The organism is Vulcanimicrobium alpinum, assembly GCF_027923555.1.
In the GTDB taxonomy this organism is placed as follows: Bacteria; Vulcanimicrobiota; Vulcanimicrobiia; order Vulcanimicrobiales; family Vulcanimicrobiaceae; genus Vulcanimicrobium; species Vulcanimicrobium alpinum.
In genome coordinates this window covers 3,343,535-3,363,967 of the sequence record NZ_AP025523.1, presented here as the reverse complement: position 1 = coordinate 3,363,967, position 20,433 = coordinate 3,343,535, and the positions used below count along the sequence as shown (strand labels likewise).

At 67.4% G+C, this 20,433-nt stretch carries 17 protein-coding genes and 1 pseudogene; 13 read left to right on the top strand and 5 right to left on the bottom strand.

What is annotated here, in order from left to right; genetic code table 11:
- Window positions 1-6: 6 nt before the first annotated feature.
- The 3 genes from WPS_RS17215 to WPS_RS17205 all read left to right on the top strand — a co-directional run bounded on the left by WPS_RS17215 (window position 7) and on the right by WPS_RS17205 (window position 3,962).
- Window positions 7-834, top strand: coding sequence for a SigB/SigF/SigG family RNA polymerase sigma factor (locus WPS_RS17215; protein WP_317995685.1), 828 nt, complete (start codon window positions 7-9; stop codon window positions 832-834).
- Between the two features lie 185 nt (window positions 835-1,019).
- Window positions 1,020-3,500 carry an ATP-binding protein gene (locus WPS_RS17210; protein WP_317995684.1) on the top strand — a complete coding sequence of 827 codons (2,481 nt, stop codon included), beginning with the start codon at window positions 1,020-1,022 and terminating at the stop codon, window positions 3,498-3,500.
- 36 nt (window positions 3,501-3,536) lie between these two features.
- The gene (locus WPS_RS17205; protein WP_317995683.1) at window positions 3,537-3,962 is read left to right on the top strand and encodes an SAM-dependent methyltransferase; all 426 of its coding nucleotides are present in this window, start codon (window positions 3,537-3,539) and stop codon (window positions 3,960-3,962) included.
- On the opposite strand, the gene WPS_RS17200 is transcribed toward WPS_RS17205, so the two are convergent.
- On the bottom strand, window positions 3,887-5,866 hold the full coding sequence (locus tag WPS_RS17200) for a B12-binding domain-containing radical SAM protein (protein WP_317995682.1): 1,980 nt from the start codon (window positions 5,864-5,866) through the stop codon (window positions 3,887-3,889). The genes WPS_RS17205 and WPS_RS17200 overlap by 76 nt on opposite strands.
- Before the next feature lie 238 nt (window positions 5,867-6,104).
- Between WPS_RS17200 and WPS_RS17195 the strand changes: the two are divergent.
- Both WPS_RS17195 and WPS_RS17190 read left to right on the top strand, forming a co-directional pair.
- A pseudogene (locus tag WPS_RS17195) lies at window positions 6,105-7,114 on the top strand (IS256 family transposase); the annotation flags it as partial.
- 99 nt (window positions 7,115-7,213) lie between these two features.
- Window positions 7,214-8,431, top strand: a complete 1,218-nt coding sequence (locus tag WPS_RS17190) for an IS256 family transposase (protein ID WP_317995681.1) — start codon at window positions 7,214-7,216, stop codon at window positions 8,429-8,431.
- 1 nt (window position 8,432) lies between these two features.
- On the opposite strand, the gene WPS_RS17185 is transcribed toward WPS_RS17190, so the two are convergent.
- Both WPS_RS17185 and WPS_RS17180 read right to left on the bottom strand, forming a co-directional pair.
- Window positions 8,433-8,978 carry a hypothetical protein gene (locus tag WPS_RS17185; RefSeq protein ID WP_317995680.1) on the bottom strand — a complete coding sequence of 182 codons (546 nt, stop codon included), beginning with the start codon at window positions 8,976-8,978 and terminating at the stop codon, window positions 8,433-8,435.
- A 223-nt stretch (window positions 8,979-9,201) separates the two neighbouring features.
- Complete coding sequence (locus WPS_RS17180) at window positions 9,202-10,950, bottom strand: ATP-binding protein (RefSeq protein ID WP_405054911.1); 1,749 nt, start codon at window positions 10,948-10,950, stop codon at window positions 9,202-9,204.
- Between the two features lie 141 nt (window positions 10,951-11,091).
- Here WPS_RS17180 and WPS_RS17175 point away from each other — a divergent pair, with 141 nt between their 5' ends.
- Complete coding sequence (locus tag WPS_RS17175; RefSeq protein ID WP_317995678.1) at window positions 11,092-11,325, top strand: hypothetical protein; 234 nt, start codon at window positions 11,092-11,094, stop codon at window positions 11,323-11,325.
- Between the two features lie 381 nt (window positions 11,326-11,706).
- Here WPS_RS17175 and WPS_RS17170 read toward each other — a convergent pair whose 3' ends face one another.
- Window positions 11,707-12,789, bottom strand: coding sequence for an IS5 family transposase (locus WPS_RS17170; protein WP_317994189.1), 1,083 nt, complete (start codon window positions 12,787-12,789; stop codon window positions 11,707-11,709).
- A 116-nt stretch (window positions 12,790-12,905) separates the two neighbouring features.
- Between WPS_RS17170 and WPS_RS17165 the strand changes: the two genes are divergently transcribed.
- The 7 genes from WPS_RS17165 (at window position 12,906) to WPS_RS17135 (ending at window position 19,748) form a co-directional block, all read left to right on the top strand.
- Window positions 12,906-13,859 (top strand): IS110 family RNA-guided transposase, encoded by a 954-nt coding sequence (locus WPS_RS17165; RefSeq protein WP_317995677.1) that lies wholly within the window; start codon window positions 12,906-12,908, stop codon window positions 13,857-13,859.
- 167 nt (window positions 13,860-14,026) lie between these two features.
- Window positions 14,027-16,651: an alanine--tRNA ligase gene (alaS, locus tag WPS_RS17160; protein WP_317995676.1), complete on the top strand. Its 2,625-nt coding sequence runs from the start codon at window positions 14,027-14,029 to the stop codon at window positions 16,649-16,651.
- Window positions 16,648-17,334, top strand: a complete 687-nt coding sequence (locus WPS_RS17155) for a LolA-like protein (protein ID WP_317995675.1) — start codon at window positions 16,648-16,650, stop codon at window positions 17,332-17,334. The genes alaS and WPS_RS17155 overlap by 4 nt, the downstream gene beginning before the upstream one ends.
- A gap of 41 nt (window positions 17,335-17,375) precedes the next feature.
- Window positions 17,376-17,708: a cupredoxin domain-containing protein gene (locus WPS_RS17150; protein ID WP_317995674.1), complete on the top strand. Its 333-nt coding sequence runs from the start codon at window positions 17,376-17,378 to the stop codon at window positions 17,706-17,708.
- Window positions 17,705-18,592 (top strand): metallophosphoesterase family protein, encoded by an 888-nt coding sequence (locus WPS_RS17145; protein ID WP_317995673.1) that lies wholly within the window; start codon window positions 17,705-17,707, stop codon window positions 18,590-18,592. Before WPS_RS17150 ends, WPS_RS17145 begins: the two co-directional genes overlap by 4 nt.
- A 20-nt stretch (window positions 18,593-18,612) precedes the next feature.
- Window positions 18,613-19,116 (top strand): RNA polymerase sigma factor, encoded by a 504-nt coding sequence (locus WPS_RS17140; protein ID WP_317995672.1) that lies wholly within the window; start codon window positions 18,613-18,615, stop codon window positions 19,114-19,116.
- Window positions 19,113-19,748 (top strand): zf-HC2 domain-containing protein, encoded by a 636-nt coding sequence (locus WPS_RS17135; RefSeq protein WP_317995671.1) that lies wholly within the window; start codon window positions 19,113-19,115, stop codon window positions 19,746-19,748. The genes WPS_RS17140 and WPS_RS17135 overlap by 4 nt, the downstream gene beginning before the upstream one ends.
- Before the next feature lie 16 nt (window positions 19,749-19,764).
- Here WPS_RS17135 and WPS_RS17130 read toward each other — a convergent pair whose 3' ends face one another.
- A complete protein-coding gene (locus tag WPS_RS17130; protein ID WP_317995670.1) occupies window positions 19,765-20,391 on the bottom strand; it encodes a histidine phosphatase family protein in 627 nt (208 codons plus the stop codon).
- Between the last annotated feature and the right edge of the window lie 42 nt (window positions 20,392-20,433).

Below are 20,433 nucleotides of genomic sequence, written 5' to 3'. Positions count from 1 at the left end.
GAAGCCATGTCGTCGTCAGCCCCCCATGTCGACGAGGAACGGTGGGACCGTAATCGCGCGCGCGCAGCGTTCGCGCGGTTCGCCGAAGTGCGCGCGGACCGTTCGCTCGACAGCGGTCCCGACAACGCCGGCGTCAGCGAATACGACCGCTTGCGCAACGACCTCGTCGTCGCGCACCTCAACCTGGTGCGGTATCTCGCGGTCAAATTTGCCAACCGCGGCGAAGCGCTCGACGATCTGATCCAAGTCGGCACAGTCGGACTCCTCAAAGCGATCGACCGCTTCGATCTCGACCGCGGGGTCGAATTCACCACCTACGCGACGCCGACGATCGTCGGCGAGATCAAGCGCTACTTCCGCGACAAGGGCTGGGCCGTCAAGGTCCCGCGCCGCCTGCAGGAGCTCAACCTCGCGGTCAACCGCGCGCTCGAGAAGCTCACGGTGAAGCTCGGCCACTCGCTGACCGTCGCGGAACTGGCGTCGCATCTCGGCGCCAGCGAAGAAGACATCCTCGAAGCGCAGGAGCTCGGCCAGGCGTACAACCTGCTCTCGCTCGACACCGAACTCAACGGCGAAGGCGACAAGAAATCTCAGACGCTGGCCGACTACGTCGGACAGAACGACGCCGGTCTCGAACTGCTCGAGGACCGCGCCAACCTCGAACGCGCTTTCCAAGTGCTCACCGGCCGCGAGCGCGTGATCCTCTACCTGCGCTTCTACGAGTCGGTCTCCCAGACCGAGATCGCGAAGCGCCTCAACGTCTCGCAGATGCACGTCTCGCGCCTCCAGCAGAAGGCGCTCGAGAAACTGAAGAACTTCCTCCAGGAGAAGTAGCCGGCGCGACCCGTTTGTACGGGTCGCCGTCCGGGTTGTCCGTGGTCGCGCGGCGGCGTCTGCGACAAACTTGGCGCATGGAGCGGAAAGCGTTGCGCTGCAAGGCCTTGTGATCGGGGGGATCGACCCGGCCCGGCGCGTACTCCTGCGCAGAAAGCGGCGCCGCCCCGGCGGCGCCGGCGTGCGTGCGGAGGTCGGCACTGGAAAGCGGCAAGGAGCGTTCGCCGTTCGGTGCGCTGCTGCGGCAGTTCCGCCTCGCGAAGGGACTGTCGCAGGAAGCGCTGGCCGAACGCGCGCGCTTGAGCGTCGAGGCGATCAGCGCCCTCGAGCGCGGCAGCCGCAAAGCTCCGCAACGCCAGACCCTGGCGCTGCTGATCGACGGGCTCGCGCTCGATTCCGAAAGCGCCGCGCGGCTCGAATCGCTCGCGCGCCGGCCCTCGGCGGCCGACGTCCATGCCCCGGCGTCGGCCGCCGACACGCATCCCTCACCGCGCCGGCACAATCTCTCGCGTCCGCTCACGCGCTTCATCGATCGCGTCGAGGAGCGCGCCGCACTCCAGCAGATGCTCGCGGCGCACCGCATCGTGACGCTGGCGGGGCCGGGCGGCGTCGGCAAGACGCGCATCGCCGTCGAGCTGTGCTTCGATCTGCTCGAGCGCTATGCCGACGGCGTGTGGTTCGTCGATCTCGCGGCGCTCGACGACGGAACGCTGGTACTGCAAGAGCTCGCTTCGGCGCTCGACATCCGCGAAGTTTCGGCGCGTCCGCTGCTCGACGTCATCATCGCGACCCTGCAGAAACGCGACCTGCTGATCGTCGTCGACAACTGCGAACACGTAATCGAGGACGCGGCGCGTGCCGTTGAAGCACTCGTGTCCCACTGCGAGCGCGTGCGGGTCCTGGCGACGAGCCGCGAGGCGCTGCGCATCGACGGCGAGCGGACGTATCGCGTTCCGGTACTCGCCGCGCCCGCCGACGGTACGGTTCTCGGCGCCGGCGACGCCGCAGCATTCGGCGCCGTCGAACTCCTCATCGAACGCGGATCGGCGCTCGATCCGCGCTTCGCGCTCACCGACGACAACCGGGATGCGGTGGCGACGATCTGCAGACGCCTCGACGGCCTGCCGCTCGCGCTCGAACTGGCGGCGGCGGCGCTCCCGGCCTTCAGCGTCGGACAGATCGCCGAGCGGCTCGACCAGCGATTTCGCCTGCTCACCTCAGGCCGGCGAACCGCGCTGCCGCGTCAGCGGACGCTTCATGCCTTGATCGATTGGAGCTTCGATCTGCTCACCCCGCGCGAGCGGCTGGTGTTCACGCGGCTCGCCATCCTCGCCGGCCAGTGGACGCTCGACGCCGCGATCGCGGTGTGCACCGGCGGCCCGATTTTGGCGGACGACGTCCCCGAACTGCTGATCTCGCTGGTCGAGAAGTCGCTGGTGGTGGCGGAGATCGGCGGCGACGAGCAGCGCTTCTCGCTGCTCGAATCGACGCATGCGTACGCCGCGGAGAAGCTCGATGCGGCCGGCGAACGGCCCGACGTCGCGCGTCGCCACGCGGCGTACGTACGAACGTTCGCGCTCGAAGCGGGCGCGCTCGTCAAGCAGCGGCCGCAACGCGTGTGGCTCGGGATGATCGAGCGCGAGATCGAGAACGTGCGCGCCGCCTTGCACTGGACAATCGACGAACGCAACGATTTCGCAGCCGGTGCCGAGATCGTCACCAGTCTCGGAGCGTTCTGGGACCTGCGGCGCTACCACGAAGGGACGCGCTGGCTGATCGCGATGCAGGGCCTGATCGACAATTTGGAGCCGCTGCTCGCGGCGAAGGTCCTCATAGAGACCGCACGCGTCATGCCGTTCTCGACGATCACGCTCGATCGCGTGCAGGCCGCGGTCGCGCGGTACCGCAGCGTCCCCGACGTCCCCGAGCGGCGCGACGCGCTGATCTATCTCGGTCAAACCTTGATCAACACCGGTGACTACCTCGAAGCGGAGCGCGCCTTTCACGAGGGTCTCGAACTCGCGCGCGCGGCCGGCGACGAGACGGCCGCGGCGCGTCTCCTCGTGCTGATCGGCGTCTCGCACACCTATCGTGCCCACGTGACGACCGCGCGCCGCTTCTTCGCGGAAGCCGAGGCGGTCATCGCGGCCGATCGCAGCGACACGGACCTCGCGCTGCTGCGCCGCTGTCAGGGCGAAACCGAGCAGGTCGCCGGCAACGCGGCGCGGGCGGTGGACTTCCTCGAAGAGTCGCTCGCGATCTTGCAGCGTCTGGGCGATGCGCGCCGCTCGGCGTACGCGCACTATCACCTCGCGCACGCGCTGCTTGCGGCGGGCCGCGTCGGCGAAGCGATCCCGCACGGCCAACGGGCCCCGCGCGAACTGCTCGACGCGCAGCTTCCGCTGGCGTTTCTCGAATCGCTGATCGTGGCCGCCGCCGTCGCGCAGCAGACCGGCGACGACGTACGCGCCGCAACGCTGCTCGGTCTCGTCGAGGCGCGGGCGCCGCACTCGGCGTTCCGCTCGGCGCTGCTGATCTCGGGTCTGCAGGCGCGCACCCGCGCCGCGCTCGCGCAGCGGCTGAGCCCCGCGGATCTGCAGAATGCGCTCGCGCGCGGGGCGCTGTTCGACGATCAGGAGGCAGCCCAGGCGGCACAGGGAAGCTAGCCGCCGTCTGCATCACCGGAAAGGACGTCGACTGCGTTGGCACTGATCGCTGAATATCTGCTTCTCCTCGCCCGCGATTCGGACGCCGCGGGACTGCAGAGTTACGAGGCGACGGATTTTCTCGTCTATCGGCGCGGGATCGACGTGCGCAGCGCGCTGGTGCTGTGGCAGATCGGCGTGATCGGCGAGCGCAGCATCAAGCGCGAGGCCGGCGCGTGGAACCGTGCGGGTCTGGCCGTGCTGGCCGAGGTGCTCGCCGCGCACTACGGCGGCACGCACGAAGCCGTCGTCTACCAAGCGGCGTCGAACGCGCTCTGCGATCCGGCGATCGAACGCATGCCGCTTGCTTCGCTCGCCTCGGCGCGCGTCTCGGCGATCGCGACGCTCTACGTGCCGCCGAGCGAAGCCCCCGTCGCCGACGAGACGATGCTGCTTCGCCTTGGGATGTCGTCGCCCGGCTGAGGCTCGACGATCGCGCCCATCATCGAGAGCGACCACAGGCGCGCATCCAGGTCGTCCTCGGGAAACGCTGCGGCGAGCTGCGCGCGCGTCGCCGGCGCGCGCAGGACGAGCGCGAGTTCGCAGGTGCGGATATCGACGGCGAACGCGCCCGCGTTTTCGCCGCGAGCGTCGCCGACGACGAGGGAGGGCGTGCGCGGAAGCGCGGGCTCGTCGAGCGGCGCGGCGTCGTGAAGACGCTGCTGCAGGCGGCGTCCGTCGCGCCCTTCGCGCACCGGAACGACCGACGCGGAAAGACGGATCGGCCCCGTCGCCGTCGCGCCGTCGACGCGGCGCGCGGTCTCGGGCCGAAGCTCGGCGACCGCGAGACGGTAACGAACGAGATCTGCAAGCGGATGATCGACGCCGAGCAGCGCGTCCACGCAGCCCTGCAGCGCGGCGCCGCGATCGCCGCGTGCGGCGCGAAGCATCCGTCCCACTTCGCGCGCAAACGCCGGCCACGCCAGACCGCTCGCCGCCTGCAGCGCTGCGAGCAAACGATGACCGGCGCCGTAGAGCAAGCCGTATCCGTCGGCGAGAGCGATCGCGTCGTCGCGACCGTCGTCGTCGACGCGGTAGTAGTGATGGCACACGAAGGCGTCCGGATGCGCGCGGAGCAGCGCCTCGTCGGCCGGGTCGAGCAGCGGGAAGTTGAAATCGGTGAGGTGACCGTCGAACGCGAGCGTTTCGCGATATTCCGCGTGCAGCGCCGTTCCCGGTTCGGGCGTCAGCAGGTGGAGTTGCACCGCGAGTCCCTCGATATAGCGCGCGATGCTCTCGCCCGCGAGTTCCAGCGTCGCCGCGCGGTCGGCGGCGGTCTCGTTCGGGTAGCCGATGATGAACGAGACCGTCGTGTCGATCTTCAGCCGCAGCGACGTTTCGATGCGCGGATGGTAGAGGTCGAGATCGAGGTGCTTGCCGACCAGCGGCTGCAGGCGCGGCGATCCCGTTTCGACGCCGTAATAGATCGCGGTGCAGCCGGCCTCGCGCATCGTCGCAAGGAGCGCGTCGTCGACGCAGTCCGTGCGCGCCGAGCACGTCCACGTGTAGCCGCGCGGGGCGATTTCCTCGCAGAACGCGCGGACGCGCCGCGCATCGACGGTGAAGAGGTCGTGCGTGAGCCCGAAGTGCGTGATGCCGTAGGTCGCCGCCAGCCGGTCGAGTTCGTCTGCGAGCCGCCGCGGTGACTTGAGCCGGTAGCGCCGGCCGAAGAAGCTCGCGCTGGAGCAGAAGGTACAGCCGAACGGACATCCGCGGCCGGCATCGACGCGCAGCGACGTCAACCCGAGGTCGGCGACCGGAAACGCGTCGTATGCCGGAAACGGGAGCGCGTCGAGATCGAGCAGCGGCCCGCTGCCCGGCGTCTGCACCGCGGCGCCGAGCTCGCGAAACGTGATCCCCGGGATCGCGGAGAGCGCGCCGCGGCCGCCGAGCGCGTCGAGGGTCGCGGGGAGCGTCGCCTCCGCCTCGTTGCGTACGATGGCGTCGAAGTGCGGAAACGCGTCGAGGATCTCGCGATCGACGATGCTCGCGTGCGGACCGCCGAGCAAAATCGGCACGTGCGGCCGCATCGCCCGCACCGCCGCCGCCATGCGGACGGTGCACGCGAAGTTGCAACCCAAGGACGTGAATCCGATCGCGTCCGGACCGGCGGCGACCACGCGTTCCGCCGCGTCCTCGTAGAAGCGCGGACCCAGCCGCAGGTCGCCGCGCAGCAGCGCCAGCTTCGGATCGTCGAGCAGCGCCTCGTGGTCGTGTTCGCGTGCCACGGCGATCAGCGAGATCAGGCCGAGGTGCGGCTGCGGCGCCACCGCGAAGCCGCCGGCGCGCTCTTCCAGCAGCACGTTGTCGGCGAAGACGATCCGCATCCTTGCCCTTCCTCCAACGTGAGCGGGTGCATTTGTACGGGTTGGCGGGGGAAGTTGTCCGTGGTCCGGTGAGGCCGGGTGCGGCACACTTGGTGCATCCCCCTGTGCCGAAAAGGAGACCGCGATGCGATCGATTGGGCCGAGTCCCTATAATTGATGTAAATTGAGCGGGCGGGTAGCCACCGCTCCGGTTCGAAGATTGACGTTGTTCAACACCTCAATCGAAAGGACCGGAACGGTGGCCGATTACGATCTTACCCTATCCCGCGACGCGATTCCAGCTTTGCTCGATCAGCCGGCAGCGCTCGGCAAACTCGTCGAAGTGATTCTCAACCAAGTGCTCGAGGCACAGATGCGCGATCATCTGGGTGCCGAGCGTTACCAGCGCTGCGAAGAACGGGAGGGCTATCGAAATGGGTATCGCGATCGACAGCTCTCGACCCGCGTCGGATCGCTGGTCCTGCGGTGCCGCAAACGCGCGACGGCAGCTTCTCAACCGACATCTTTGAGCGTTATCGCCGCAGCGAACAAGCCTTTGTCGTGGGCCTGATGGAGATGGTCGTCAACGGCGTCTCGACGCGGAAGGTCACGCGGATAACCGAAGGTCTGTGTGGGACGTCGTTTTCGAAATCGACGGTAAGTCGCCTTACGAAGGCACTCGACGAGCCGGTCGCGGGATTCTTGAATCGCCGGCTCGACGCAGCGTACCCATTCATCATCGTTGACGCGCTCTTCACGAAGGTGCGCACCGACAAGAGCGTCGTCAGCAAAGCGCTGCTCATCGCGAGCGGCATTCGCGCTGACGGATACCGAGGAATCCTTGGTCTTTCGATCGGCGATTCGGAGAGCTTTGCGACGTGGAACGAGTTCTTTCGCGGCCTCAAAGCACGCGGCTTGCACGGCGTCGACGTTGCCGTCTCCGACAATCACTCGGGCTTACGCGAGGCGATCGCCAAGCAATTCGTCGGCGCGACATGGCAGCGCTGCCAGTTCCACGTGATGAAGAACTTGCTCGATCACGCGCCCAAGAAAGAACGCGAAAACGTAACCGCTGCAGCTCGGCTGATCTTCCTCGCAACTGATCGCAAAGAGGCCGAGCGTCGATATGCGGAATTCATGGCCCGCTTCGCAGAAACAGCGCCGAAGTCGTGCGTGTGCTTGGAAGGAGCGTTCGAAGACATGTTTGCGATCTTGCCGCTGCCGGAGAAATATCGCCGGCGACTGCGCACGAGCAACATGCAAGAGCGGCAGAGTCCCTATAATTGATGTAAATTCAGCGGGCGGGTAGCCACCGCTCCGGTTCGAAGATTGACGTTGTTCAACACCTCAATCGAAAGGACCGGAACGGTGGCCGATTACGATCTTACCCTATCCCGCGACGCGATTCCAGCGTTGCTCGATCAACCTGCGGCGCTCGGGAAGCTCGTCGAAACGATTTTGAACCAAGTGCTCGAGGCGCAGATGCGCGATCATCTGGGCGCCGAGCGGTACGAACGCTGTCAAGAACGGGAGGGCTATCGGAATGGGTATCGCGATCGACAGCTCTCGACCCGCGTCGGATCGCTGGTCCTGCGCGTGCCGCAGACGCGCGACGGCAGCTTCTCAACCGACATCTTCGAGCGTTATCGCCGCAGCGAACAAGCCTTTGTCGTGGGCCTGATGGAGATGGTCGTCAACGGCGTCTCGACGCGGAAGGTCACGCGGATAACCGAAGGTCTGTGTGGGACGTCGTTTTCGAAGTCGACGGTCAGTCGCCTCGCGAAGGCCCTTGACGAGCCGGTCGCGGGATTCTTGAATCGTCGGCTTGATGCGGCGTACCCGTTCATCATCGTTGACGCGCTCTTTACGAAGGTGCGCACCGACAAGAGCGTCGTCAGCAAAGCGCTGCTCATCGCGAGCGGCATTCGCGCTGACGGATACCGAGAAATCCTTGGTCTTTCGATCGTCGATTCGGAGAGCTTTGCGACGTGGAACGAGTTCTTTCGCGGCCTCAAAGCACGCGGCTTGCACGGCGTCGACGTTGCCGTCTCCGACAATCACTCGGGCTTGCGTGAGGCGATCGCCAAGCAATTCGTCGGCGCGACGTGGCAGCGTTGCCAGTTCCACGTGATGAAGAACTTGCTCGATCACGCGCCCAAGAAAGAACGGGAAAACGTAACCGTTGCAGCTCGGCTGATCTTCCTCGCAACTGATCGCAAAGAGGCTGAGCGTCGATATGCGGAATTCATGGCCCGCTTCGCAGAAACGGCGCCCAAGTCGTGCGTGTGCTTGGAAGGAGCGTTCGAAGACATGTTTGCGATCTTGCCGCTGCCGGAGAAATATCGCCGGCGACTGCGCACGAGCAACATGCAAGAGCGGCTCAATGAAGAGATTCGTCGCCGGGAGAAAGTCATTCGCATCTTCCCAAACGACGCCGCAGCGATTCGCATGGTCGGCGCGTTACTCTCCGAGCAAAACGACGAATGGTTAAGCCGAGCCTACTTCGACATGACCGAATACTTCGAATGGAAAGCAACGACGGTGGCCAAGCCGGCCGCCGTAAAACGAGACAGAAGAGCAGCCTAACTTACGCGATCGACGAACCGGAATTACAGCAGATTTGGGACTTGACTCCGCTCAAGCGTCGCACTTCGCCCTCGGCGTGATGCGCTCGATAGATTGCCAGCGCTTCGTTCCCACGCCCGGCATATTCGAGCGCTTTCGCTCGCAGCAGCGGCGCGTCGAGGCGTTCCGCTGCATCCGCCGCAACGATTGCCCGCCGCCGCGCCGTCGCGGTATCCCCGGCCTTTTGCGCCAACACCGCTTCGATCAACAGGTGGTGAACGCGTTCGACGCCGACCGACGGTATCGGTCCAAGCAGCCCTCGGACGATTGCGGCTTCGTCATTTCCGCCGAGTTCGCAAAATGCGAGTAGCGCGGCGCTGGCGTACGCGAACGCCTTCACCGCCGGAAGCGCGTGACCGATGAGATCCGCGACCGCAGCGGGGTCGCCGCGGCGCGCAGCGAGGCGTGCGTGGGCCGCAGCGAGCGGCGCGAAGCGGCTCGCCTCACCGGTCGCAAACGCCTCGTCGACGATCGCGGTCGACGAGAGGGCGGGGATCGCCGCTTCCACTCCGAGGTAAAGCGAAAGCTCGACGGCGACCGTCGCGGCAAACGTGCGAACGATGGAGGCGTCGATAGGAAAAGATGCGACCTGCAGAAGGGACGCTCTCGCGCCCGTGAGGTCGCCGGCGAGCAATTGAGCTTCGGCCAGATAGCATCGCCCGTACGCCGCCGCGTACGAGCGGCCGTTTCGATCTGCGAATGCGATCGCGCGGTCGAGCGCCGCGCGCGCCTCATGACGCCTGCCGCGGGGAAGTGCCATGCCGCTGTAGTTGACTAGATTGATCGCGATCAGGCCCGCGTCGCCCGATGCCTCCGCGATCGCGACCGCATCGTTGGCGGCCTCCAGCCATGCGTCGTCGTCGCGGAGGATCGCCGTGACGGCGCGCGCCCAGGCAAGCGAGAGCGCGTATCGGGTCTCGCGGACCGTCGTAGCCTCGCGCAACGCCGATGAAATGCTCGGCAAACTCGGCCTCGCCGGCATAGGCATGATACATCGCGAGCAGCGCGGCGCCGTCGAACTGTAGTGACGCGTCGGCCGTCTCCGCGAGCAGCAGCCGCACCGCCGCCATCGCTTCGTCGCGGTGCCCGGCGCGGTACTGCGAATCCGCAGCGCGCAGTCGCCATCGCCCGTCGTCCGTGCCGGCCGCGCGGGCGCGTTGCGCCGCCGCATCGTACCAGCGCGCCGCGCCCGCTGCGTCGCCGAGCGATTCCGACGCGCGCGCGAGCTTTGGTTCGAGGCGCACGGCCGCGTCGTCGTCCGATCCCGCGAGCGCCTCGCGATAGCGTGCGCGTGCGGTCGCGAAGGCATCGCGCGCCATCGCTTCGTCGCCGGCGCGTTCGGCAAACGGCGCGGCGCGCGCCGGTTCGTTGGCAGCCGCCCAATGCATCGCCAGCAGCGCCGCGTCGCCGCCGAGCGCCTCGAGCGCGAGCGCGCGTCGACGGTGAAGATCGGAACGCTCGACCGCGAGCATGCGGGTCTCGACCGCTTCGCGCAGGCGTTCGTGTCGAAACGCAAACCCGATCGCCGTCTCTTCGACGATCCCGGCGTCACGCGCGCCGCGAATCGCCGAGATCAGCGTCGTTCGCGGCAGGTTCAGCAGCGCTTGGAGGTCGCTGAACGCGAACGTTCTCCCGACGACCGACGCCGCTTCGATCGCGGTTCGTTCCGAGGGCTGCAGGTTGCGCAAACGCGCACCGATCGCGGTGACGAACGACGACGGCAGCGGGGCGCCCGAAGCGGCGTCGCGCGCGAGCTCGAGTGCGATGAGCGGATTGCCCTCCGCGCGCCGGCATAGGGCCGCGGCGTTCTCGGCGTCGAGAGAGACGTTCGGCGCGGAGAGCGTGATGATCGTGAGCAGCGAGCGATCGTCGAGCGGCGTCACCGTGTGGCGCTGCGTGACGGGCAGGCGCGAGAGCGCGTCGATCTGCACGGCGAGGGCGTCATCGTCGGCGTCGGTACGAAGCGTCACGATCACGACGATCGGTGCCGTTGCGAGACGCGGCGCGAAAAAGCGCAGGAACTCCAGGCTCTCCGGATCGGACCAATGGGCGTCTTCGACGATCGCGAGCAGCGGCGTGACCGCGGCGGAGCGTTCGAGCACCTCGGCGGCGACGACGAAGAAGCGGCGCTTATCGAGCGGCTGTTCGGATCCGGCTACGGGCGCGGTCCCGATGAAGCGTTCGAACACGAGCCGATCGCCAGCGGCCGCCGGGACCGCCTCGGGCCGCTCGCGCGCGAGCATCCGCATCACCTCTAAGAACGGGCCGAAGGGCGCCCGCGCCGAGTGGTAGTTCGCGACGCTGAGGACATGGAAGCCGCGCGCGGCACCGTCGGTCGCGCAGGCTTCCGCGATCGATGTCTTGCCGACCCCGGCTTCGCCGGTGAGCACGATGAGAGCACCGTCCAAGCGCGGCCTCGTGCAGCGTTCCGCCGAGGCGGTTAAGGAGGGCGTCCCGGCCGACCAGGGCGCCACGCGCATCAATCATGTCGCCGCATCGCTCGTTCGCCGCCGCCGACCAAGGTACCGCCGATCGCGAATATAGGTGGTAGCCCGCATCCCCGGCGCGCGGCGCGTCCCTACGCTTCTCGCATCACCCCCGCACACCGAGGAGCACCTGCGATGATCTACTCGACCGACCCCGTCGCCGCGTCCGTCCGTTTCGGCCTGCGGCCCTCATCGTTCTCGCCGGCCCGTCGCGACGACGAGCCCGTCCGCCGAGGCGGCGCGCTCGACATCGACCGGCTCTACCCGTCACTGCGCACGGAAGAGCCCAGCGCGCAGTCCCCGGCCTGCGGGACGTGGTCGCGTCTGGCAGCCTGGCTGCGCCGCGCTGACGCAGCACCGTCCGTCTGAGGCGCGTATCGTCCAAGCTGCGCTCTGAGCACCGTCACGCTCATATGATGGGGTAGGGGGATGACTCGAACGAATCATCCCCCTACGCGGTGTCGAGCGCCGTCGTCACGCCTGGGCCCAAGAGCCCGTAGCTCAGATTGGCGCTCGCACCAACCTCCAAGCGATCAGCCGAACGGAATCGTGGGCCGTCTGCGACGAGCCCGTATGCATGAGCCTGGTAAGATGATCGCTACGCCGGAACCTAGCAGCCCCGTGAAAAAATCGGCGCGTGGTTCGCGAACTGCCCGTTCAGCACGGTTTTCGGGAGGTCGGCGGACCTCTCGAAGCCCGTTGCCGAGCGGTTCATCTCGAAAACGCCCCTCGGGTCAGCATCACTTCGCATCATGTCGCGGCCCTCAGATTGCGTATCCTGATCAAGTTGTACGCCGCGGCCGTCCAGCGCACAATGTCGCCGACCAGATCAAGCCCGCGGAAATGCACCTTGCGCAATCGGCCGATCGTCTTGCCCCACCCGAAGCTCTCCTCGATCAACTTGCGCCTGCGTTGACTCACCGTGTAGCCCGGATGGCGGACGGTTCGGCGGTCGATCGCGCTGCGGCGACGGGTCGTATTTTGAGCAACGTGCGGCGTCACGTTGAGCGCTCGCAACGCCTCGACAAAGTCTTTGGTATCGTACGCCTTGTCGGCGCCGAGCGTGATTCGGTTGCTTCCGCTGACCCCGCGAATCAATTCCAGCGCTGCTTCGCGTTCGGCGATCCCGGTCGCGCGAGTGGTCTTTACGCCGACGATCAAGCCGTTGCGATTCTCCATCAGAGCATGTCCGAGATAGCCGAGAATCGCCGGCGCGCCGCTGCTCTTGCGGTACAACCGCGCGTCCGGATCGGTACTCGAGACGTGCGTCTCGTTGCTGCGCGGCCGGCCACGAAAGTTCACGCCCTCGTTGCGACCGCCGCTCGAGGTCGGCGGTTCGTCGTCCGACTTGGGCCGAAAGCTCTTGTGGCTGGCCCACGCCTCGATTAGCGTCCCATCGACGGTGAAATGCTCGTTCGAGAGCAGTTCGTCGGCACGCGCCCGCTCGACCACGGCGGCGAAGAACCGCTCGGAGATTTCGCCATTCAAGAACCGATCGCGGTTCTTGCTGAACGTCGAGGGGTCCCAGATCTTGTCGTCCATGCTCAAGCCCACGAACCAACGAAAGAGCAAATTGTAACGCAACTGCTCCAGCAGCATCGGCTCGCTGCGGATCGAGTAGAACATTTGCAACAGCAAGGCTCGCAGCAGCTTCTCCGGCGCGATCGATGGCCGGCCCCGTCGGGAGTAGAGCTTGGAAAACTCCGGCGAGAGTTCGCGCAGAATTTCGTTGACCATCACGCGCATCGGGCGCAACGGATGATCGCCGGGCACGGTGTCTTCCGGCTGCAACGTCGTCCAAACGGATGCACGCTGCTCATCATGAGTCCGCATCGGCCGCAACCTCACCAAGGTATGAGGAGACTTGCTCTTATAATACGCGAAAAACGCCGTCACGCCAACATCAACTCGGCCGATTTTTCATCGGCCTGCTAGAGGGAAATCCTGCGATGAGCATGTTGGGCGTCGATATCTCTAAGGACACGTTCCACTGCTGCTTGCAACGCGGCGAGAAGCGCAGTGAGGCGAGTTTTGAGAACACGCGAACCGGCTTCAGAAAGCTTCGCAGTTGGTTGCGCACGCATCGCGCCCACGAGGTTCATGTGTGCATGGAGTCAACCGGGCCGTATTGGCGCAACTTAGCGGCGAACTTGCACAAAGCGAAAATCCGGGTGAGCGTGGTGAACCCGACGCGTACGGCATATTTTGCGAAGAGCCGTTTGCTGCGGACCAAGACCGATGCGGTCGACGCTCGAATGCTGGCCCAATTCTGCGCCTCCGAGCGCCCCGCGCTCTGGGAGCCTGATAGCGACGAAATCCTGTCCCTGCGCGGTTTGCTGGCGTATCGCGACCAGCTCATCGCGCAGCGTATTGCCCTTACGCAGATCGTGCAATCCGTCGCCGTCGGAGCAACGCTGCTCAAAATGAACGAAACGCATCTGGTCGGTATCGCGGAGATGGTCAAGCAGATCGAGTCGCAGATCCAAGGTGTTCTTTGCTCGGATGTCACGCTAAGCCGGAACGCGCAGCTTCTTCAGACCATACCAGGCGTCGCGTCCTTGACAGCGGCAAACGTGCTTGCGGAGTTGCCGGTGCATCGGCTCCATAGTGCCAAAGCCGCAGCGGCGTATGCCGGCCTTACGCCGGCAGAGCGGCAGTCCGGGACCTCGGTGAAAGGCAAGCCGCGCATTTGCAAGACAGGCAACGCGAAGCTCCGGCGGGCACTCTACATGGCTGCCCTGACGGCAAAGCGCAAAGTCCCGGCCTTCAAGGAGCTCGCCGATCGCCTCGAAGCGCGCGGTAAGAGCGGCAAGCAAATCATCCTGGCGGTGATGCACAAGCTCGTGCGCCTGGCTTACTCGCTACTCAAGAATCAGCGGCCCTATCAACCCGTATCGGCATGACGGCGGACACGGAATCTGAGCTTGTCGAAGCGCGGCCGCCCACGTGCGGCCGCTCGCTCCGCCCGGCGGCCGCGTACGTGGGGCGGCGCTTCGACAGGCTCAGCGTGACGGGGTGCGTGACCGAGGGCGGATGAGTCGTGCCGGCGCGCGAACCCCACTGGTCGGCCATGACTTCCCAAGAACTCCGTCAAGCGTTCATCGACTACTTCGTCCGCAACGGTCACGCGTATCTGCCCTCCGCGTCGCTGATCCCCGACGAGATGAGCACCACGCTCTTCACGATCGCGGGGATGGAGCAGTTCGTTCCGGTCTTTCTCGGGGACGCGCCGGCGCCGGCGCCGCGCGCGGTCACGGTGCAGCGTTGCCTGCGAGTCGCGGGCGCCAAGTCGGATATCGAGAACGTCGGCCGGACCGGGCGTCACGGCACGTTCCTCGAGATGCTCGGGAACTTCTCGTTCGGCGACTACTACAAATCCGAAGCGATCCGCTTCGCGTGGGAGTTTCTCACCGGCGTCCTCACGCTCGATCCGGCGAAGCTGTACGTCACCGTCCACACCTCGGACGACGAGGCGCAGCGCTTGTGGGAGAACGAAGTCGGCCTCGATCCCGCGCGCATCTCGCGCTGGGACGAAGACAACTTCTGGACGATGGGCCCGACCGGTCCATGCGGTCCGTGCAGCGAGATCTTCTACGACACCGGCGCGGGGAACGCGCTCGGCCCTGACGACGACGGTCCCAACAAGGGCAACCGCTTCGTCGAGATCTGGAACGTCGTTTTTCAACAGTACAATCGCGGCGCGGACGGCAAGCTCAGCGACCTCCCGCGCAAGGCGATCGATACCGGCGCGGGCTTCGAGCGGATGCTCGCCGTCGCCAACGGCAAGGTCTCGATGTACGAGACCGACCTCTTCACCGATCTCATCGCCGCGCAGCCTGCGGTCGGTGCGACGTCCCTCGCGCCCGCCGAACAGCTCGTGCGCCGCCGCATCATCGCCGACCACGCGCGGGCCGCGACGTTTCTGATCGCCGACGGCGTCTATCCCTCGAACACCGAGCGCGGTTTCGTCCTGCGCTTCCTGATCCGCCGCGCGATCCGCAACGGACGTCTGCTCGGCTATCCGCGAGAATTTCTTGCCGATCTCGCCGCCGCCGTGGTCGCGTCGCTTGAGAGCGGCTATCCGGAATTGCGCGCGCGCTTGGTCGACGTGCAGAACGCGCTGCGCACCGAAGAGGCGGGCTTTCTCCGCACGCTCGACCGCGGCAGCGAGCTCCTCGAACGCGAGATCGACGACGCCTTGGCGAGCGGGACGCAGGCGATCTCCGGCGCCGACGCGTTCGTGCTGCACGACACCTACGGCTTCCCGTACGAACTGACGCGCGAGATCGCCAGCGAACGCGGCGTCGCGGTCGACGCGGTCGCCTTCGAGCAGAAGATGACCGAACAGCGCGAACGCGCGCGCGCCGACGCCGCCGCGAAGCGCGCGATGGTGACGGTGACCGACGTGCCGACGCTCTCGTCGGCATTCGAGGGCTACGGCGGTTTGGAAGCCGAGGGCGAGATTCGCGCGATCCTCGTCGGCGGTGCACCCGTCGAAGCGATCGAGCCCGAAACCGAAGCCCAACTGCTGCTCGACCGCACCGCGTTCTACGCGGAGAAGGGCGGTCAGGTCGGCGACCGCGGCCGCATCACGCACGGCGATGCGGTCTTCGAGGTGTCCGACACGCAGTACGTCGGCGAAGCGATCGCGCATCACGGACGGCTCGTGCGCGGAACGCTCGCGGTCGGCGATCCCGTGAGCACCAGTGTCTACCCGGAGTGGCGCGAAGAGATCCGCCGCCACCACACCTCGGCGCATCTCCTTCAGCGCGCGCTCAAGGACGTGCTCGGCGAGGACGTCATGCAGGCCGGCTCGTGGGTGGGGATCGACCGCATGCGGTTCGATTTCCGCAGCTCGTCCGGCGCGCTCACCCCGCATCAGAAACGTGCGGTGACGCAGCGCGTCAACGAACTGATCCGCGACGACCTCCACCAGCACATGCGCGAGCTGCCGTTCGACGAGGCGAAGCAGACCGGCGCGATCATGATGGCGGGCGAGAAATACGGTGACCGCGTGCGCGTGGTGCAGTTCGGCCCGTCCGTCGAGTTCTGCGGCGGAACCCACGCGCACACGACCGGCGAACTGGGGATGTTCGTGATCGTCAGCGAGAGCTCGATCGGGAGCGGCGTGCGCCGCATCGAAGCGGTGGTCTCGAAGGCTGCGGAACGCTACGTCGAGCAGCAGCAGGAGACGATCGCGACGCTGAGCGAGTCGCTCGCCGCCAAGCCCGACGAGATCGTCGAGCGCGTCGAGCGTCTGCAGGGCGACGTGCGCGATCTGCAGCGCGCGCTCGCCGAGATCAAATCGCGGCTCGCGGCGGCCGACGCCGCGTCGTACGTCGACGCTGCCGAAGTCGTGCACGGCGTGAACGTCGTCGCCTCGGTCGTGCGCGAGGCGAACGCCGAGGCGCTGCGCTCGCTCGGCAACGCGATTCGCGCGCGGCTACGCTCCGGCGTCGTCGCGCTCGTCGGCGTCGACGACGGGACGGCGTCGCTGTTCGTGAGCGCCAGCGACGACGCGGTGAAGGCCGGCGTCCACGCCGGCAATCTGGTGAAGCTCGCCGCGCCGCTGGTCGGCGGCAAGGGCGGCGGTGCGCCCGCGCAGGCGCAAGGCGGCGGCAAAGATCCCGGCGGCGCCGAGGCGGCGCTTGCGGCGATGCGAGCCGCGCTGCACGGCGTCAACGGCGCGGCGTGATCGCCGTCCTCGTCGCGGCCGGCGCGCTGCACGCCGCGCCGGTCGCTCAGGCGCCGACGCCGTACGCGCCGGACGCGATCGTCGCGCGCTACAGCGAGTCCCTCGCGCGGCTCGTCGAACCGCGCACGTTCACCGTCGAGTACACGCTCGAGCAGACCGGGACGCGCACGCTCGAGCAGACGCATCGCATCTTTCGCCACGGCAACGACGAACGCGACGAGATCATCGCCGTCAACGGCACCCGCGCGACGCGGCCGCAGGTGCGCATCTTCCGCGGACGCCCGTATCGTTACCGGGTCGCCGCGTTGGCGCCGAAACCCGAAGCGTACGACTTCGAGTACCTCGGGTCGCGCAAAGACGGGCATCACGCCGACTACGTCTTCCGGCTGACGCCAAATGGGTCCGGGAACGGATACACCGTCACCGAACTCACCATCGACGGCGTGACGTTTCTGCCGGCGGCGATCGCGTTCCGGATCCGCCAGAACCAAGGCAGCGGGACGATCACGTTTGCGAAGAGCGGTTCGTTTTGGGTGGCGAGCGGCGCGAGCGCGTCCGCTCGCGTGCAAGGCGGAAAGGCGGAAGAGCGCCTGACGTTTTCGCACTGGCGCTTCCCGGCGTCACTGCCGCCGTCGACGTTCGCGATCGCGCGCCCCTTGCCGGCGCCGCCCGTCAAGGGCTGAATTCGTCCGAACCGCGGTGGTCGCGGCGGCGTACTCGGGGCATGAGAGTGCTCCTGGCAGCCGCGCTCGGCGCGGCGCTCCTTCCCGTGCCGGTCACGGCCGGCACGGCACCGGCGACGACCACCGTGCACATCAAGGACGACGCGTTCGTTCCGAAGACGCTGACGGTGAAGCCCGGTGCGACGGTCACCTTCGTCAACGACGACGACGATGCGCACACCGTGACCGCCGACGACGGCTCGTGGGATTCCGAAGGCCTCAACCAGCGCCAGTTGTGGACGCGCGCGTTCGCCAAGGCGGGGACCGTGGCATACCACTGCACCGTGCACCCGTTCATGCACGGCACGATCGTCGTGGGCAGCGCGGCGAAATGAAACGCGGCAGTTTCATCAACCACGTCGCCTGGACCGGCGCAGGGATCGTGTACGCGCTCGGCCCGGACGGGATCGTCCGCGCCGCGGACGCAGCACCGCGCGTGTTGTCGTTCGTGCAGGTGAGCGACAGTCACATCGGCTACACGGGTCCCGCAAACGAGAGCGTGCACGGCACGCTCGAGCGTGCCGTCGCGTCGATCAACGCCTTGCCGACACAGCCGTCGTTCGTCATCCATACCGGCGACGTCACGCACCTCAGCAAGGCCTCGGAGTTCGAAGACGCGCGCGCGATCCTCAGCGGTCTGCGCGCGCCGCTGATCACGCTGCCCGGCGAACACGACGTGATCGGGGCCGAAGGCCCGAAGCGCTTCGCGGCATCGTTCGCGCGCAAAGATGCGGTGGGACGCGGGTGGTCGTCGTGGGACGACGGCGGCGTGCACTTCGTCGCGCTGATCAACGTCGGCGAAGGCGAGACGATGGGCGTGCTGGGCGACGAGCAGTTGACGTGGCTGGGGAAGGATCTCGCCGCGCGCAAGAGCGACACGCCGATCGTGGTTTTCGGTCACGTCCCGCTGTTCGCAGTTGCGCCGGAGTGGGGCTGGACGACGACCGACGGCGTGAAGGCGATCGCGATGCTGCGCCGCTTCGCGGCCGTTACGGTGCTTAACGGGCACATTCACCAGATCGTCGAGCACACCGACGGCGCGATCCGCTTCGCGACGGCGCGCGCGACGGCGTTTCCGCAGGCTGCGCCCGGAACGCCGGGCGCGAAACCGGGACCGCTCGCCGTCTCGCAGGGATCGCTTTTGCACGTGCTCGGCTACCGCACCGTCGACGTGGAAGCGGCCGCCTCGTGGCGGGACGTCTCGCTGGCACGCGCCTGACCTGCGTCGAAGCCCCCGCCATGGCGTTCGACGGGGAGGGGTTCGAACTCGCCTACCGCACGCACGCCGCGCGCCTGCGTGCGGTGGCCTATCACGTGCTCGGCGACCGCGACGCGGCGGAGGACGCCGTGCATGCCGCGCTGGTACGCGTGTGGAGTTCGGGCGCGTACCGCGCCGAGCGCGGTGCGCTGCTCCCGTATCTGATCGCCTGCGTCCGGCGCGAAGCGCTCGATCAGGCGCGCGGCGCGCGCCGTCGATCTGCACGCGAATATCGCGCGGCGCCGGCGGCGGAGCTCCCCGATGCGGCAGCCGCGATCGATCCGGTCGAAACGCAGCGTCTGCATCGCGCGCTCGACGCGCTGCCTGCGGCGCAGCGCGACGTCATCGTGCAGGCGTACTACGGCGGCCGCACGCTGGCGGAGATCGCACTCGCGGGCGGCGTCCCGCTCGGAACGGTGAAAAGCCGGCTCGCCGGGGCGCTGCGGCGTCTGCACGGCGCGCTGGCACAAGGAGGTCCATGGTGAACGATCGGCATCTCGGCGACGACGCGGAGCTGTATGCGCTCGGAATGACCGAGCCGGAGCAGCGTGGAGCGATCGAAGCGCACCTCGCGTCGTGCGACGCCTGCCGCGCACGTGTCGCGGATGCCGAAGCCGCTGCGGCGTCGCTCGCCGCAGCGCTCCGCCCATTGCCACGTCACGCTGAGCTTGTCGAAGCCCAGCCGCAAGCCACCGGTGCCCCACGCCGCCTGCGGCTCGGCTTCGGCCTCGCGTCGGCCGCGGCGCTCGTGTTCGCGGCGACGTCGGTGATCGAAGGGATCGGCGAACGCGGCGCGTCCGCGCAGCTCGCGCGCACCGACGTAGCGCTGACCGCGCTCGCATCGTCGCATTTCGCGCACGTCACGCTCGCGTCGGCGCCCGCGGTATCGGCGAAGGCGCTGTACGCGCGCGACGGGGCGTGGTGCTTCATCGTCGCCGGCGGCGTCCCCGCGGGTGCGCGCGTCGTCGTCCGTCGCGGCGGACGCACGGGCGAATTGGGCGCGCTTTCCGGCGCGGCACCGGCAACGCTGTTCACGCGCCGTCCAGGACGCGTCGACGACGTCGCGATCGTCGACGCGCACGGCACCGTGCTGGCACACGGCGCGCCGAGCTACTGAACCGCATACAGGCGCGTTAGAGGGCCTGACCTTCGACGTCGGCGCGGATCCCTGCGAGATGCCCGGAACTGCGTTCCTCAACGATCCGCCACTCGTCGCCTTCGACTTCGAAGGTGGCGAACGCCCCGTTTTCCACGGACGTGTCCCAGAACGCGGAGAGGGCGCGCTTCTCGGCGACGAGCAGCGCGATCCGCACGACCGCGTCGTGCGTGACGACGAGCGTCGGCACTCCCGGCGCGAGGCTCTGCGCAAAGTCCCGCCAGCGGCGCATCACTTGTTCCGGCGTCTCTCCGCCGTCGAAGACGACATTTGCGGGATCGGTGCGCCAGGCGCGGTACCGTGCGCCGTCGTTGGCGGCGATCTCGTCGCGCAGACGCCCTTCCCACGTTCCGTGCGCGATCTCGATGAGCCGGTCGTCGAGTTCGATGCGGAGGTTGAGCCGGTCGGCGGACGGTTTCGCCGTCGCGGTGCAGCGCAGCAGCGGCGACGCGATGACGCGCATTACGCCGGCGGCGTCCATCGCGTCGGCGAGCGCGAACGCCTGCCGCATCCCGAGCGACGTCAGCGCCGACTCACGTCGTCCCTGATAGCGCCCCTCGAGGTTCCACGTCGTCTCGCCGTGCCGGGCGACATACACGCGCATCCGCCGCGGTTTGGCGCGCGCGCCGCGATGAACCTTCCATGT

Excerpts from the sequence above, each read along its gene's own strand:
- WPS_RS17215 (WP_317995685.1), top strand. The coding sequence starts at position 7 with ATGTCGTCGTCAGCCCCCCATGTCGACGAGGAACGGTGGGACCGTAAT.
- WPS_RS17200 (WP_317995682.1), bottom strand. The coding sequence starts at position 5,866 with ATGCGGATCGTCTTCGCCGACAACGTGCTGCTGGAAGAGCGCGCCGGC.
- WPS_RS17170 (WP_317994189.1), bottom strand. The coding sequence starts at position 12,789 with ATGCGGACTCATGATGAGCAGCGTGCATCCGTTTGGACGACGTTGCAG.
- WPS_RS17180 (WP_405054911.1), bottom strand. The coding sequence starts at position 10,950 with ATGCGCGTGGCGCCCTGGTCGGCCGGGACGCCCTCCTTAACCGCCTCG.
- WPS_RS17175 (WP_317995678.1), top strand. The coding sequence starts at position 11,092 with ATGATCTACTCGACCGACCCCGTCGCCGCGTCCGTCCGTTTCGGCCTG.
- WPS_RS17130 (WP_317995670.1), bottom strand. The coding sequence starts at position 20,391 with ATGCGCGTGTATGTCGCCCGGCACGGCGAGACGACGTGGAACCTCGAG.
- WPS_RS17150 (WP_317995674.1), top strand. The coding sequence starts at position 17,376 with ATGAGAGTGCTCCTGGCAGCCGCGCTCGGCGCGGCGCTCCTTCCCGTG.
- alaS (WP_317995676.1), top strand. The coding sequence starts at position 14,027 with ATGACTTCCCAAGAACTCCGTCAAGCGTTCATCGACTACTTCGTCCGC.
- WPS_RS17140 (WP_317995672.1), top strand. The coding sequence starts at position 18,613 with ATGGCGTTCGACGGGGAGGGGTTCGAACTCGCCTACCGCACGCACGCC.
- WPS_RS17165 (WP_317995677.1), top strand. The coding sequence starts at position 12,906 with ATGAGCATGTTGGGCGTCGATATCTCTAAGGACACGTTCCACTGCTGC.
- WPS_RS17145 (WP_317995673.1), top strand. The coding sequence starts at position 17,705 with ATGAAACGCGGCAGTTTCATCAACCACGTCGCCTGGACCGGCGCAGGG.